Consider the following 13,512-nt stretch of genomic DNA (forward strand, 5'->3'; position numbering starts at 1 on the left):
AGGCCAGAGCAGCAAAAACACCATATCAACGAACTTCGTGACACAGTAGAATGAAGAGCCTGACCGAAAAGTCGACGGAACCTCGGCTTTTTGTCATTGCCGGGCTTGTCCCGGCAATCCAGGGAAGCGCAAACGTCGGAAAGGCGGTGTCTGGATACCCGGGACAAGCCCGGGTATGACAAAATCTGCGCCTCCCTCGGCTTCTTCACAACTTTTGAGTCAGGCTCCGAAGACGCGTTGCCACTGGACGGCGGCGGTTGGGCCATGCAAAGGCGTCTCGTGTCCAGCCAGGACAGGGGAGATATGCATGAGTGCCGAACAGCCCATTTCCGCCCATGCCGGCCTGCCGGCGTCGATCTGCATCGCCACGCCGGCCTATGAGGGCTCGTGCAAGATGGGCTATGTCGACAGTCTGCTGAAGCTGGTGGTGACGCTGAGGGAATTGGGCATCAGCATCTCCTTCGCCACGGCCGAGAAGAGCTCGATCATCGCACTCGCGCGCAACATCCTGGCGGATTACTTCTTGAGGAAGACGACGGCGACGCATCTGCTGTTCATCGACGCCGACATGCGCTTTCGCGTCGAAGATGTATTGCGCATGCTCGGCCATTCCTCCTGCGACGTTATTGGCGCGATCTGCCCGGGCAAGACCTTCGATTGGCCGCGCATTGCCCGTATCGCCCGTGAGCAACCGGGCCTACCGCCGGAACGCCTGGCCGAGAGGGGCGCGGTCTATGTCTCGACCCCGGAATTGCTGGCGGCGGAGGCTGCCAGCGACGGCGTGGACGTCTTCGACGAGCCGATCGAAGTCAGCGGCGTCGGCACCGGCTTGATGCTGATCCGCCGCGAGGTGTTCGAAGCCCTGCGCAACGCCCATCCCGAATGGCTGCTGACCAGCGGCATCGTGGCGGGCGGGCATGCCTTCTTCTCGGGTGGCCGCATGCCCGATGGCGGCTTTGCCGGCGAGGATTTTGCCTTTTGCCAGGATGCCCGCGCCATCGGCGTGCGCATCTTCGCCTGCCCATGGTTCAAGATCGGGCATATCGGGACGTATGAGTTCGTGGGCGAACTGGCAACGGCAAGATAGGCCAGGGAAACGTTGCGATTGGCCAGCGGCGCTGAGAGGCTGAAGAGCAACGGCCCTGCCAATCGGTGTTCGCTGCGCTCGCAAGAACGAAGGCCCCTTATCTTGGCGCGCCGGCAGGCTGCCCATGGGCGCTGGCTTTGCCGGGCGAGGCGCAGGATTGGAGTGGCGATCACCGATCGCCATCTTCCTGCTCGGTAAAAACGTCCCGTCTCCAAGATTGTCGATCGGTGATCGACACTCCGATCCCCCGCCTCAGCCGGCAAAATTAGTACCTATGGGCAACTGCCGGCACTCCGGGCTTCAGCGAACCTTCAACAGCCTCAATGCATTCATCGTCACCAGCACCGTCGCGCCGGTATCGGCCAGGATGGCGGGCCACAGGCCGGTGAGGCCGGCAATGGTGGTGACCAGGAACACCGCCTTCAGGCCGAGCGCGATTGAGATGTTCTGGTGGATGTTGGCCATGGTGCGCTTGGAGAGATCGACCATGCCGGCGACATCTGCGACGCGGCCATGCAGAACGGCGGCGTCGGCCGTCTCCAGCGCCACATCGGTGCCGCCGCCCATGGCGATGCCGACATCGGCTGCCGCGAGGGCCGGCGCGTCGTTGATACCGTCGCCGATCTTTGCGACCATCTGCCCCTGCCGGCGCAGCTCGTTGACGATGCGCTGCTTGTCCTCGGGCAGCAATTCGGCATGGACCTCCAGCCCCAAGGTCTTGCCGATGGCCGTGGCGGTGCGCGTATTGTCGCCGGTGAGCATCAGCGTGCGCACGCCGGCCTGGCGCAGGGCTTCGAGGCCGGCCAGCGCATCGGTCCGCGGTTCGTCGCGCATGGCGATGAGGCCGGCGGGAGCGCCGTCGACGAGCAGCACCGACACCGTCTTGCCGTCGTCGTTGAGTGTCTCGATGCGTGCCAGCGCATCGGCGGGCAGGGGGGCCTGCGCCGCTGCCGCCTTGGCCGAGCCGAGGAACACGGACTTGCCCTCCACCGTGCCAACAACCCCCTTGCCAGCGAGCGCCCGGGCATCGGCGACCTTAGGAGCCGCAAGGCCTTGCTCGCTCGCCTTCGCCAGGATGGCGCTGGCGAGCGGATGGCTGGAGCCGGTTTCGAGCGCGGCGGCGAGCCGCAAGACCTCTGATTCCGTCCCGCCGAAGGCGACGACATCGGTCACCTTGGGCTTGCCCTCGGTGAGCGTGCCCGTCTTGTCGAAGGCGGCGGCGGTGATCTTGCCGATGGTCTCCAGCACGGCGCCGCCCTTGAGCAGCAGGCCCCGGCGTGCCCCGGTGGAGAGGGAGGCGGCGATGGCGGCCGGCGTCGAGATCACCAGGGCGCAGGGGCAGCCGATCAGCAGGATGGCCAGGCCCTTGTAGATCCATTCGCTCCAGCTGGCGCCGGCGAGCAGGGGCGGCAGGCAGGCGACGAGCGCCGCGACCACCACCACGCCCGGGGTGTAATAGCGCGAGAAACGGTCGATGAAGCGCTCGGTGGGCGCCTTCTTTTCCTGCGCCTCCTCGACCAGCCTGACCACGCGGGCAATGGTATTGTCTGCCGCGGCGGCCGACACGCGGATGCGCAGCGCGCCATCGCCATTCATGGTGCCGGCAAAGACGGAGGCTTCCGGTCCCTTGCGCACCGGCGTGCTCTCGCCGGTGACCGGGGCCTCGTCGATGGCGCTGTCGCCCGTGAGGATGACACCGTCCGCCGGGATACGGTCACCCGGGCGCACCAGGATGGTGGCGCCGACGGCCAGCGTTTCGGCCTCGACTTCGCGGGTCTTGCCGTCCTCCTCCAGGAGCGCCGTCTTCGGCACCAAGGTGGTGAGCGACTGGATGCTGGCCCGCGCCCTGCCGGCGGCGACGCCTTCGAGCAGTTCGCCGATCAGGAAGAGCAGGACGACGGTGGCCGCTTCCTCGCTGGCGCCGATGATCACCGCGCCGACGGCGGCGATCGTCATCAGCATCTCGATGGAGAAGGGCGTGCCATAGCGTGCCGCCATGAAGGCGCGGCGGGCGATGGGGACGAGGCCGACGAGCATGGCGGCATCGAAGACCCAGCGCTCGACGCCAGGGAAGAGATGGCCGATGCCGTAGGCCGCCACCAAGGCCAACGCAGCGGCGATGGTCAGCCGCCCCTTGGCGGATTGCCACCAGGGGCCGGTGCTCGGGCCATGGTCGTGGCCATGCAGGCCGGCGAGCGCCTCTTCCTCGTCGTGATGCTTATGGCCATGGTCATGCGCGTGGCCGGCGTGGTCGTGATCCGCGTGATCATGCCCGTCATGATCGTGATCGTGGTGATGGTCGTGATCATGAGCCGGCCTGGGAGCCGCGGCGGCGCCAGCGCTCATCGGCACAAGCCCGTAACCCAGGCCGCGGACACGGTCCTCGATCAACGCCAGATCCTGGCTTTCGTCATGCTGCACCGTCATGGTGCCGGCCGATACCGAAACCGAAACATCCTCAACGCCTGCCACACGGCGCACGGCGGTGTCGATCTTGGTGGCGCAGGAGGCGCAATCCATGCCCTCGATGCGGTAACGTGTTTCCTTCGCCACGGCGGTCATTTGCGAAATCCCAGAGAAATCAAAGCCCTTGCATGTTTCGCGCGAATATCTACATCCTCTAGTGGCTAGAGGAGCAAGCAAAATGAGCACCGCAGGCGTGGCAATCGGCGAGGCAGCGCGGCGCAGCGGCGTGAAAGTGCCGACGATCCGCTATTACGAACAGGTCGGCCTCCTGCCGGAGCCGCCGCGCACCGATGGCAATCGGCGTCTCTATCAGAAAGGCGACGTGCGGCGCCTTGCCTTCATCCGCCACGCGCGGGAACTCGGCTTCGATGTCGATTCCATTCGCGCGCTTCTGGAGCTGCAGGACAATCCGACGCAATCCTGCGCCACCGCCGATTCAATCGCCCGCGCCCGTCTCGTTGAGGTCGAACAGCGCATCGCCAGTCTGCTCGCTCTCAAGACCGAGCTGGAGCGCATGGTGACGGGCTGCGAGCACGGCCGCGTCGACGAATGCCGCGTGATCGAGATCCTCGCCGACCACGGCAAGTGCCTGCATGAGCATCATTGAAGGAGAGGGGGCTCCGCCTATCGCGAGCCCCGGATGGCGTCGTTATTGCGCCAGGCTCAGCCGCTGCCGCGCCTTCGCGATCGTGGGAGCGCCCGCCACGATGACCGACACCTCGCTCGCTGTGACATCCGCGCGGGCGAGACCATAGACCTGTCCGGCATTGGGAACATATTTGCTGAACGAGAAGGTGAGGAGGATAGAGCTCGGCCTCTTGCGCGCGTCCACGATGTGGCCATTGAAGCCCGCGAAAATCGGAGATCCATCCGTCAGCAGCTGCATAGCGGTGAGCAGTTTGCGGTCGGTCAGGCTCGGATTTGACATCACCGTCCGGTAGCCTTGGGCGCTGGCAGCCGGCATAGGCATTGTTCCCGTAACCACGAAGCCCACCCCACCACAATGCGCGTTGGCGCAGATCAGAGATTTTGTGACATGCATGCGAGAATCGATGAAGCCAGTGGGAAAATGGGCATCGACCCATCCCTGCGAAGCGAGGCCGGCATTCGACGCGGGCGAAAACGAAATACGCCCCGACGTCTGGGCGCAGGCGCCCAAAGCAAGACAAACGGCAATCATGCCAAGGAAACGGAACAAGAGAGCCCCCAAGATTACAGAATAGTGACACCCGTCACTACGTCATGACCCTAGGGGTTGGAAACGGCCAAATCAATCGATTCCGCGGCCCGCGTTTTCTCTTTGGAGCGCGGTCGCATCGGCTTCCATGTCTGCCGCTCCAAGCCGAGTACCTGATGAGGCAGCTGGGGCTCACTCCGCCGCGATCGGGATGCTCACACCCGGTTCTTCGTCGAAGGGCGTTTCCAGTTCCACGAACTTGTCGGGGTAGAAGCCATTGAAGCGGGTGCGCAGGCCGAGCGAATAGGCGCCGATATGGCCGATCTCGATCCAGTCGCCGGTGTCGATGGTCTCGGGCAGGTAGAACGGCCGCGTCAGGATGTCGACGGAATCGCAGGTGGCGCCGCAGATGCGAAAGGGCAGCAGCTTGTCGGGCGAGCCGTTGCGGCGCTTGCGGGCGGGATCGGGGATGAAGCGGGTCGGGAGCAGCAGCTTGCCTGTCCATGAGTCGGAGAGCGAGGCCCAGACGCCGTCATTGATATAGAGGCGCTGGCCTTTCTTCAGCATCACGCGCACCAGCACCGAGAGGCAGCGCGCCACGATCACGCGGCCAGGCTCGGCCACCAGCGGCAAGTCGTCGAGCTTCCAGTCGGCGATGTCGGCATTGATCTGCCGCATCAGCGCCTGCGTGGTCGGCGTGGTGGAGTTGGAGCCCTTCTTCTTCGGATCCATGCCGTATTGGGCTGGAAAGCCGCCGCCGATATCGAGCTCGACGATGTCCTCCTTGATGCGCGAGCGCACCCAGGCGACGGAGGCGAGCCCGCGCTCATAGGTCTCTGGATCCTCGACCTGCGAGCCGACATGGAAGGCGATGCCGGTCTTGAAGCCGATGCCGGCCATGCGATCGAGCAGCTCGACGGCATGGGTGGGCGTGGCCCCGAACTTCTTCGAGAGCTCATAGGCCGCCGCGCCCTTGGTGGCGAGGCGCAGGAACAGCGTGATTTCTTCGGGCGGGATATCGAGCGCCCGCACGATGCGCAGGATCTTGGCGACCTCGTCCTCATGGTCGAGCGAGAGGTCGCGGATGCCGTAGGTCTCCAGCGCCAGGCGGATATGCGACTGCGCCTTCACCGGATGCATGTAGAGGAGCTCGCAACCCGGCGATGCCTCGCGCGCCGCCTCGAACTCGGCTGGGCTGGCCACATCGAAACTCTTGATGCCAGCCTCGGCCAGCACCTTCAGGATCATCGGCTCGCCATTGGTCTTGACCGCATAGGCGGTCTTGCCGGGGAAGAGCGCCATGAATTCGCGCGCATCGGCGGCCAGAACCTGCGGGCGGAAGCCATAGACGGGCTCATCCGGACGCAGCGCCAAAGCGGCCTCGCGGGCGGTCGGGAATTTCTGCATGGTCGAATCGACGCTGTTCTTCATGACGCCCGTTTTAAGCCTCTTCGGTGCAGTCGCAAAACAACCCGGTTTCCTGACGAAAATGTGACAGGGTGTGCGGGTAGGCGCACTAAACACGGAGTGGCAGTCTCCGACTGCCATCGTCCTCTCCTGCATACACGACGTTTCCAAGATGGCGATTGGAAATCGCCACTCCAATCCTGCGCCTGGCTGGGCAAAGTTGGCGCGTGGGCGTTCAAGCCCGAGCCTTTCACCGGCCGCGCTCTACAGCGGCGCCCGGGCGCCGTGCTTGGTGTATTCGGCAATCAGCGCTGGATATTCAATGAAGTCCGGCTCCTTGGGATAGCTGTGGATGGCGGAAGTCATCGCCCAGGTGATCTTCTCGGCGGTGTTCACCTCGATATAGGGCCAGAACCAGCTGTGGTCGTCGAGCAGGGTAGGGCGCACATTGACGAAATCCTCGAATCCGTCCGCGCGGGTGAACATCCAGCTCATACAATAGGGGCAGAAATAATGGCCGGTGGTGCCGTGCAGGCCGCCGATCACCGGTTCGCCGGCGGTGACAGCGAAGCCCTTGCTCGGTACCGTCAGGGTCAGCGAATAGGCGCTTGCCGTCATGCGCTGGCAGCCGCGGCAATGGCAGGCCGAGGCCATCAGGGGCTGGGCGCGCACTTCGAAACGGCACTGGCCGCAACGGCATTGGCCCTTCATGGACAGCTTGGACATCAGCGTCGGTTCCTCCCTGATTATTGAGCCGAACTAAGCATGTTCGCCGGGTGGCTTCACGCGAAATCGAACGGCCCCGGAAATCGTCCGATCGGCACCAGATGGGTGACGAGGCCGGCGTCCTCCTTCCAGTGATGCAGCAGGAAGGCTGGCGGCTCGAGATAGGAAGCCGGCTCAGCATCGGCCTGGAACCGCAGCGCGATGGCCGTCGTGGTGCTCGGCGCGGTACACAGCAGGGTGCCCCCGAAGCGCAACTGCATGAAGCGATGTACGTGGCCGCAGGCGATGCGTTCGACATTGGGGAAGCGCGCAATCAGCGCCGCCAGCCGCTCGCCATTGCGGCACCAATACTCGTCGACATAGGGAATACCGCAGGCAAAGGGCGGCTGGTGCATCATCACGATGGTCGGCCGGCCCGGAGCCGCGGCGAGCTGCTGCTCCAGCCAGGCGGCGGCGTCATCGTCGAAATCGCCGTGATGGAGGCCGGGCACGGTGACGTCGACGCCGAGGATGCGCACCGGGCCGAAGTCGCCTGCCGCGAAATGCAGGGGCCCCGACCGGCTGGTGGTGTCGAAGTCGGCAAAGCTCCGGCGGAAGGCTTCGCGCTCATCGTGATTGCCGGGAATGACCAGCAGCGGCTGACGGATGGCGGAGAGCAGCTCACGCGCGAACTCGTATTCCGCCGGCGCCCCTTCATCCACGATATCGCCGCTGACGAGGACGAGATCCGGTTGGGGCGAGAGGCCGTTGAGGTGCTCGATTGCCGCTGCGAACATGGCGTTGGAGTCGACGATGCCGTGATAGAGCACGCCTTTGGGCCTCAGATGCGGGTCGGAAAGTTGGGCGATCAGCATGACGTCGGAATGCCTTGCGGGGAGATGACGGCGCAAGGCTTCCATGCCGTGGGGGATTCTGCCAAGAGGGAAGGGGAGAGCCTGTGCTGGATCGGCACAAAAACACCAAGCCTATAAAAAAGGAAATCTCACGCCGGATGCAACCACGCTGCCTATAGCGAAAGACGGCAATTCCGTGGCAGGATATAGCGGCATGCCGCTTGACGACCGGCCTTGCCACGCACAGAGTCAATCAGTTGATCAATCAAGGATTCTCATCATGCGTATTGCCGGTTTTGTTGCCGCCGCTTTGCTGGCTGCTTCCTGCGTGCCGGCGCTTGCCGCCTCGGCCCTGGAGAAGAACTTCTGGCTGTCTGGCCCGAACTACGACGGCGTGTTGCCGCAATGCAGCGATCCGGCCGTGACGGGCAGGATCGTCTCGCGCTTCGACGCCAAGGAGGCCAATTACTGGAAATCCACGCTGACGATTCAGCAGATCGACGAGTCGCACCAGATCGCGTTCTCGCCCTGGGGCACCGACTATATTCCGCGCCGCTTCTGCGTGGCCCGCGCCCTGACGTCCGACGGCCACTACCGCCGCGTCTCCTATTCGATCGCCGAGGACACCGGCTGGATCGGCTTCAGCTGGGGCGTGGAGTGGTGCCTCGACGGCACAGACCATAACCTCGCTTATGCGCCGGCTTGCAAGATGGCGCGTCCGTGATCCGCTTCCCGCTCGCCGCCCTCTTGCTCGTGGTGGCGAGTGGGAAGCTTTCCGCACGCGAGATCCGGGGCGGCGCTCCCGGGTGACTTCGACCTCTATATCCTGTCGTTGACCTGGTCGCCCGGCTTGGCCTTTGGCCACAAGGCTGCGCAATTTCCATCCCTGCCCTCAGACAGCGCGGCAGCAAGGCTGTCGTGCCCGTTCCATCTTCATACCGACGGTAAACCGACATGGCTCTCTGGGTGAAATTCGCGGGCACGGGCGAAGGCGAGGCCGAGGCCGGCGCCCCCAAGCCCGAGAGGCTGGAGACGGGCAACCCCGCCTTCCGCACCTGGAACAGCTATGAGAGCGCCAACGGCAAGACCTTCGGCGGCATCTGGGAGGCGACGCCAGGGCGCTGGCGCATCGTCTATGAGGAGTGGGAGAGCTGCACGGTGCTGGAGGGCCGCTCCATCGTCACGCCCGACGGCGGACCGCCGGTCGAGCTCGGGCCGGGGGACACGATAATCCTGGAGCCCGGCTTCGTAGGAACCTGGGAAGTGGTGGAAACCACCCGCAAAAGCTACGTCATCCGAATCTAAGCCGTCATCCCGGACGAGCGCAGCGAGATCCGGGACCGTGAGTGGAATGAGGCTCTTTTCGGTTGACGGTCCCGGATCTCGCTGCGCTCGTCCGGGATGACGGTGCTTAATCTCTTGCCACCTACCGCTATTCCCGGCGATATGAATCCCGGCAAGGGGAATCCGAGACGATGACGGCAGCGCCGGGGAATAGCAGCATTCTGCGCGAACGCGATGGTCATGAGGCGCGTGTTTCCTATGCGGAACTCTTCTTCGACCTCGTCTATGTCTTCGCGGTGACGCAGCTTTCGCACTCCTTGCTGCATCATCTCAGCTGGGGCGGCGCCCTCGAAACCCTGATCCTGTGGTTCGCCGTCTGGCTGGTCTGGCAATATACCTGCTGGTTCACCAACTGGTTCGATCCCGAGAAGACGCCGATCCGCCTCTGCCTCTTCGTGCTGATGGCTGTCGGGCTGGTGATGGCCGCCGCCATTCCCGAGGCGTTCAAGGAGAGGGGGCTGATCTTCGCCTGCTGCATCGCGGCGATGCAGGTCGGCCGATCCGCCTTCGCGCTCGCCCAGCTCGGGCGCGGCAGCCCGCTCACCGCCAACTTCCAGCGTCTGCTGATCTGGAGCGTCATTGCCGGCTGCTTCTGGATCGCCGGCGGCCTGGCGGAGGGACCCCTCCGCATCGTGTTGTGGGTGATCGCCGTCGGCTGCGAATATTTCGCACCGATGTTCGGCCTGTGGCTTCCCATCCTCGGCCGCTCGCATTCAGGCAGCGAATGGACCATCGAGGGCGGCCATCTCGTCGAGCGCTGCGCCCTCTTCGTCATCGTGGCGCTGGGCGAATCCATCCTGGTGACGGGCGCCACCTTGTCCGAGTCGGAGGCCTGGGAACTGCCTGCCCTGATCGCCTTCCTGGTCGCCTTCGTGGGCAGCATCGCGATGTGGTGGGTCTATTTCGACACCTCGACGCGCGACGCCACCGAGGTGATCGTGGAATCGGATAATCCCGGGCAGCTCGGCGCCTATATCCATTATCTCCACGTGCTGCTGGTGGCGGGCGTGATCGTCGCGGCCGTGGGCAACGATCTCTCGATCAAGCATCCCGACCAGCCGGTCGACATCGCCAGCCTCGCCGTGATCTATGGCGGCCCGGCGATCTATCTGGTCGGCAACGCCATCTACAAGCGCCTGATCTATGGGCGCGTCCCCATCTCCCACATCGCCGGGCTCCTGGCGCTGGCCCTTGCCGCACCCTTCAGCCTCAGCACCGATCTCCTGATGATCAGCGGCATCACCACGGTGATCGTGCTCGCGGTTGCGGTGTGGGAAGGCTTCGTCAGCCGCAAGAGCCGGGCCCCAGCTGAGCGTCACGCCTCATGAATTACCGCCACGCTTTCCATGCCGGCAATTTCGCCGATGTGCTCAAGCATATCGTGCTGGCGCGCATCCTCGTCCATCTCAAGGCCAAGGATGCGCCTTTCCGCGTCATCGACACCCATGCCGGCACCGGGCTCTACAATCTCGATGGGAATGAGGCCCAGCGCACCGGCGAGTGGGAAGAGGGCGTGGCGCTCGTCGGGCAGCAACCGCCCCCACCGGATGTGGCCGAGCTCATCGAGCCCTGGCTGGCGCTCACGAACATCCTGATGGCGCAGAAGCCGCCGCTCTATCCCGGCTCCCCCTGGATCGCCGCGGACCTCACGCGGGCACAGGACCATCTCGTCTTCTGCGAGAAGCATCCGGAGGACGCCGGCCTTCTCAGCCGCAATTTCGAACGCAGCAAGCGCGTCAAGGTGATCGAAGGCGATGCCTGGAAGCTGCTGCCGGGCCTGCTGCCACCGCCAGAGCGCCGCGGCCTCGTGCTCATCGATCCGCCCTATGAGGAGGACAATGAGTTCAAGGTCATCGCCGACAGCCTTGCCGTCGCGCTGAAGCGCTGGGCCACGGGCATCTACGTCGTCTGGTATCCGATCAAGGGCATGCGCGAGGTAGAGAGCTTCGCCCGCAAGCTCGCCGCGCTGCCGGCGGGCCGTATCCTGCGTTTCGAGCTCAGCCGCTACAAGGTGCAGCGCATCGACCGCCTGAACGGCTGCGGCATGATCATCCTCAATCCGCCCTGGAAGCTCGACGCGGAACTGCGCGCCGTGGGCACCTATCTCGCCCCGCTCTTCGCCAGGGAGGGCGAAGGCTTCCTGCGCCTCGACTGGTTGAAGGAAGAGGAGAAGCGATAGGTGGCGGATCTGGTCTCGGCGGCGTGGCTTGATGAGAATCGCCGGCGCGATGACGTGATCATCCTCGATGCCGGCCTGCGCTCACCGGTCTCGCAGGTCGGCGGAGAGGAGGCCGGCGTCATCCCGTGCGCGCTGCGCATCGATCTCGATACCCGGTTCTGTGACCCTGATTCGGACCTGCCGCACATGCTGCAATCCGATTTGCCGGTGAGCGCGGCATAGAGGCCTTGCTCTTTGCTGTGTTTGCCGCTTCTGTTGGCTAGATATCGCTACCCCTTTGCCCGGTCTCGCACCGGCGCTAAAAAGGGGGCGAGCCACTTGTTCCGGAGATTGAGATGAGCGCTGCGCAACCCACGACTTCAACCCTGGCAGGCGCCTTGTGGCCGGCGAAGGCCAATCCGCTGGTCCGTAATGTCCTGCTGGTGCTGGCGGGCGTGGCCCTCCTGACGATTTCGGCCAAGGTGCAGGTGCCGTTCTGGCCGGTGCCGGTGACGCTGCAGACCCTGGCCGTGCCGCTGATCGGCGCTGCCTTCGGTGCGCGTCTCGGTACGGCGACGGTGCTTGCCTATCTCGCCACCGGCCTCGTGCGGCCCGTCTTCGCTGGTGTGGGCTACGGGCCGCTCTATTTCCTCGGCACCACCGGCGGTTATCTGCTGGCTTATCCGGTTTCGGCCTGGCTCGTCGGCTCCGTAGCCGAGCGCGTCGGGAACAGCGTCCTGCCGCTCTTCGCCGCCATGCTGGCTGGCGACATCTTCGTGCTGGCGATCGGCTTTGCCTGGCTTGCGTTCGTCGCCCAGCTCGCCAGCGGCGCCTGGGGCGGCATCGGCTATGAGCGTGCCTGGCTCGGTGGCATTGCGCCCTTCCTTCTCGCTGACCTGATCAAGGTCGCGCTCGCCGCCGCCCTGATCGGCCTGAGCTGGACCGGCCTGACGAAGCTGCGCGGCTGAGCCCCTTTCCGGGAACGGGTCGTAAGGCTTTTCACCAATCCGCGACCGGCCCCTTCGGGCCGGTCGTTTCTTTGAAGGGTGACGTTCAGGCCCGCGTCTCGCCCAGCGCCGCGATCGGCCTAGCGCTTGCCGAGACGGTCGCCCGAGGCGCGAAGTCGATGAACAGCGGCAAAGTGGCGGCCCCGAGGGCGTGGGCGGTCGAGCCGAAGGTCCCGAGCCGCAAGGTCGGGGCGCTACGGGCCTCCGGAATGGCGGCCACCAGGGCGGTCTCGAGCCGCGCGACGATCTCCTTCATGATCGGGGTGCCGAGATCCCCGTCCAGCACCACATTGGGCACGTCGAGCAGCGCCTGCGCCGACAGCACCGGCCCGACCAGCGCTTCCACGCAATCGGCGATCCATTCCTCCAACGCTTGCGGGCAGGCGGCAATGGCGGCCGGAAGCTCGTTCGGTTCGGAGACCTTGTGGCCGTGCCAGTTGAGATGGCGCATCAGGGCCGCGACCGAGGCCCGCGCCAGCAGGATGTCGAAGGGGCCCTTGGGCGGGGGCGTGGAGGGCAGGCGGGAAGGGGGCACGGGCAGCACGGCGACATCGCCGGCATTGCCGGTGGCACCGCGGCGATAATCACCCGCCAGCACCACGCCCCCACCGATGGCCGGGCCGATGAAGAAATAGACGAAGTCGTCGGACTCGCGGCCGAAGCCGTAGAAGAGCTCGGCGATCGCCGCGGCAGTGCCGTCATTCTCGGCATGCACGTCGAGGCCGGTTGCCTCCTGCAGCGCGGCGGAGAAGTCGAAACTGTCCCATTGCGCCAGCGCCGGGATATCGAGATTGAGCCGGTCGAGCCAGGCGCCGAGATTGTAGGGCTGCGCCAGCCCGATACCCAGGACACGTCCTGGCGACGCGCCTTCCGCCGTGGCATGAAGCGCCGCGACATCGGCCGCGATCAGCGCAAGCGCCTCCTGCGGCGGCGGCAGGGGATGGTCATGCGAGCGCTTGTCGACGAGGTGGCCGCCCAGATCCACCAGCGCCGTCTCGATGCGGTTGCGGTCGATGCGCACGCCGATGCCATAGGCGCCGGTCGGCTCGAGGCGCAGCAGGGTTGCCGGTTGGCCACGCTGGCCGTGATAGCGCTTGCCGACCACCGAGATCAGCCCGTAGGATTGCAGGTCCGAGACGATCTCGCCGATGGCGGTGTTGGTGAGGTTGGCGGCGCGGGCAAGGTCAGCCTTCGAGGCTTCACCCAGACGGCGCAGGCGCTGCAGCACGATACGGTGGTGGTAGTGACGGATCCGCGCGGATGTCAGTCCCCGCTCCGCCATCGACGCGGACGTCATGGCTCCCTCC

At 65.1% G+C, this 13,512-nt stretch carries 14 protein-coding genes; 8 read left to right on the forward strand and 6 right to left on the reverse strand.

Going from position 1 to position 13,512, the window contains the following annotated elements:
• The first annotated feature begins 307 nt into the window (after nt 1–307).
• A complete protein-coding gene (locus tag QQL24_RS28220) occupies nt 308–1,087 on the forward strand; it encodes a hypothetical protein (protein ID WP_284315641.1) in 780 nt (259 codons plus the stop codon).
• Nucleotides 1,088–1,387: 300 nt separating this feature from the next.
• Here QQL24_RS28220 and QQL24_RS28225 read toward each other — a convergent pair whose 3' ends face one another.
• Nucleotides 1,388–3,649: a heavy metal translocating P-type ATPase gene (locus tag QQL24_RS28225; protein ID WP_284315642.1), complete on the reverse strand. Its 2,262-nt coding sequence runs from the start codon at nt 3,647–3,649 to the stop codon at nt 1,388–1,390.
• A gap of 82 nt (nt 3,650–3,731) precedes the next feature.
• Here QQL24_RS28225 and QQL24_RS28230 point away from each other — a divergent pair, with 82 nt between their 5' ends.
• Nucleotides 3,732–4,160, forward strand: a complete 429-nt coding sequence (locus QQL24_RS28230) for a MerR family transcriptional regulator (RefSeq protein ID WP_284315643.1) — start codon at nt 3,732–3,734, stop codon at nt 4,158–4,160.
• 42 nt (nt 4,161–4,202) lie between these two features.
• Here the strand turns inward: QQL24_RS28230 and QQL24_RS28235 are convergent, their stop codons facing one another.
• The 4 genes from QQL24_RS28235 to QQL24_RS28250 form a co-directional block, all read right to left on the reverse strand.
• Nucleotides 4,203–4,517: a hypothetical protein gene (locus QQL24_RS28235; protein ID WP_284315644.1), complete on the reverse strand. Its 315-nt coding sequence runs from the start codon at nt 4,515–4,517 to the stop codon at nt 4,203–4,205.
• 405 nt (nt 4,518–4,922) lie between these two features.
• The gene (locus tag QQL24_RS28240; protein ID WP_284315862.1) at nt 4,923–6,137 is read right to left on the reverse strand and encodes a type III PLP-dependent enzyme domain-containing protein; all 1,215 of its coding nucleotides are present in this window, start codon (nt 6,135–6,137) and stop codon (nt 4,923–4,925) included.
• A 264-nt stretch (nt 6,138–6,401) separates the two neighbouring features.
• The gene (locus QQL24_RS28245; RefSeq protein WP_284315645.1) at nt 6,402–6,863 is read right to left on the reverse strand and encodes a GFA family protein; all 462 of its coding nucleotides are present in this window, start codon (nt 6,861–6,863) and stop codon (nt 6,402–6,404) included.
• A 56-nt stretch (nt 6,864–6,919) separates the two neighbouring features.
• The gene (locus tag QQL24_RS28250; RefSeq protein WP_284315646.1) at nt 6,920–7,717 is read right to left on the reverse strand and encodes a phosphodiesterase; all 798 of its coding nucleotides are present in this window, start codon (nt 7,715–7,717) and stop codon (nt 6,920–6,922) included.
• 259 nt (nt 7,718–7,976) lie between these two features.
• On the opposite strand from QQL24_RS28250, the gene QQL24_RS28255 reads away from it, so the two are divergent.
• The 6 genes from QQL24_RS28255 to QQL24_RS28280 all read left to right on the forward strand — a co-directional run bounded on the left by QQL24_RS28255 (nt 7,977) and on the right by QQL24_RS28280 (nt 12,166).
• Complete coding sequence (locus tag QQL24_RS28255) at nt 7,977–8,420, forward strand: hypothetical protein (RefSeq protein WP_284315647.1); 444 nt, start codon at nt 7,977–7,979, stop codon at nt 8,418–8,420.
• Nucleotides 8,421–8,650: 230 nt separating this feature from the next.
• Entirely contained in the window at nt 8,651–9,001 is a 351-nt protein-coding gene (locus QQL24_RS28260; protein ID WP_284315648.1) for a cupin domain-containing protein, read from the forward strand.
• Between the two features lie 170 nt (nt 9,002–9,171).
• A complete protein-coding gene (locus tag QQL24_RS28265) occupies nt 9,172–10,368 on the forward strand; it encodes a low temperature requirement protein A (protein WP_284315649.1) in 1,197 nt (398 codons plus the stop codon).
• A complete protein-coding gene (locus QQL24_RS28270) occupies nt 10,365–11,219 on the forward strand; it encodes a 23S rRNA (adenine(2030)-N(6))-methyltransferase RlmJ (RefSeq protein WP_284315650.1) in 855 nt (284 codons plus the stop codon). Before QQL24_RS28265 ends, QQL24_RS28270 begins: the two co-directional genes overlap by 4 nt.
• Nucleotides 11,220–11,441 carry a hypothetical protein gene (locus QQL24_RS28275; RefSeq protein ID WP_284315651.1) on the forward strand — a complete coding sequence of 74 codons (222 nt, stop codon included), beginning with the start codon at nt 11,220–11,222 and terminating at the stop codon, nt 11,439–11,441.
• Between the two features lie 113 nt (nt 11,442–11,554).
• A complete protein-coding gene (locus QQL24_RS28280) occupies nt 11,555–12,166 on the forward strand; it encodes a biotin transporter BioY (RefSeq protein ID WP_284315652.1) in 612 nt (203 codons plus the stop codon).
• An 85-nt stretch (nt 12,167–12,251) separates the two neighbouring features.
• Here QQL24_RS28280 and QQL24_RS28285 read toward each other — a convergent pair whose 3' ends face one another.
• Nucleotides 12,252–13,502, reverse strand: coding sequence for an ROK family protein (locus QQL24_RS28285; RefSeq protein ID WP_284315653.1), 1,251 nt, complete (start codon nt 13,500–13,502; stop codon nt 12,252–12,254).
• Nucleotides 13,503–13,512: the final 10 nt, after the last annotated feature.

Origin of the sequence: Labrys miyagiensis, from assembly GCF_030160835.1 — a bacterium.
Taxonomy (GTDB): Bacteria; Pseudomonadota; Alphaproteobacteria; order Rhizobiales; family Labraceae; genus Labrys; species Labrys miyagiensis.

Coding starts and splice junctions, on each gene's coding strand:
- QQL24_RS28220 (WP_284315641.1), top strand. CDS start 308: ATGAGTGCCGAACAGCCCATTTCCGCCCATGCCGGCCTGCCGGCGTCG.
- QQL24_RS28225 (WP_284315642.1), bottom strand. CDS start 3,649: ATGACCGCCGTGGCGAAGGAAACACGTTACCGCATCGAGGGCATGGAT.
- QQL24_RS28230 (WP_284315643.1), top strand. CDS start 3,732: ATGAGCACCGCAGGCGTGGCAATCGGCGAGGCAGCGCGGCGCAGCGGC.
- QQL24_RS28235 (WP_284315644.1), bottom strand. CDS start 4,517: ATGCCGGCTGCCAGCGCCCAAGGCTACCGGACGGTGATGTCAAATCCG.
- QQL24_RS28240 (WP_284315862.1), bottom strand. CDS start 6,137: ATGCAGAAATTCCCGACCGCCCGCGAGGCCGCTTTGGCGCTGCGTCCG.
- QQL24_RS28245 (WP_284315645.1), bottom strand. CDS start 6,863: ATGTCCAAGCTGTCCATGAAGGGCCAATGCCGTTGCGGCCAGTGCCGT.
- QQL24_RS28250 (WP_284315646.1), bottom strand. CDS start 7,717: ATGCTGATCGCCCAACTTTCCGACCCGCATCTGAGGCCCAAAGGCGTG.
- QQL24_RS28255 (WP_284315647.1), top strand. CDS start 7,977: ATGCGTATTGCCGGTTTTGTTGCCGCCGCTTTGCTGGCTGCTTCCTGC.
- QQL24_RS28260 (WP_284315648.1), top strand. CDS start 8,651: ATGGCTCTCTGGGTGAAATTCGCGGGCACGGGCGAAGGCGAGGCCGAG.
- QQL24_RS28265 (WP_284315649.1), top strand. CDS start 9,172: ATGACGGCAGCGCCGGGGAATAGCAGCATTCTGCGCGAACGCGATGGT.
- QQL24_RS28270 (WP_284315650.1), top strand. CDS start 10,365: ATGAATTACCGCCACGCTTTCCATGCCGGCAATTTCGCCGATGTGCTC.
- QQL24_RS28280 (WP_284315652.1), top strand. CDS start 11,555: ATGAGCGCTGCGCAACCCACGACTTCAACCCTGGCAGGCGCCTTGTGG.
- QQL24_RS28285 (WP_284315653.1), bottom strand. CDS start 13,502: ATGACGTCCGCGTCGATGGCGGAGCGGGGACTGACATCCGCGCGGATC.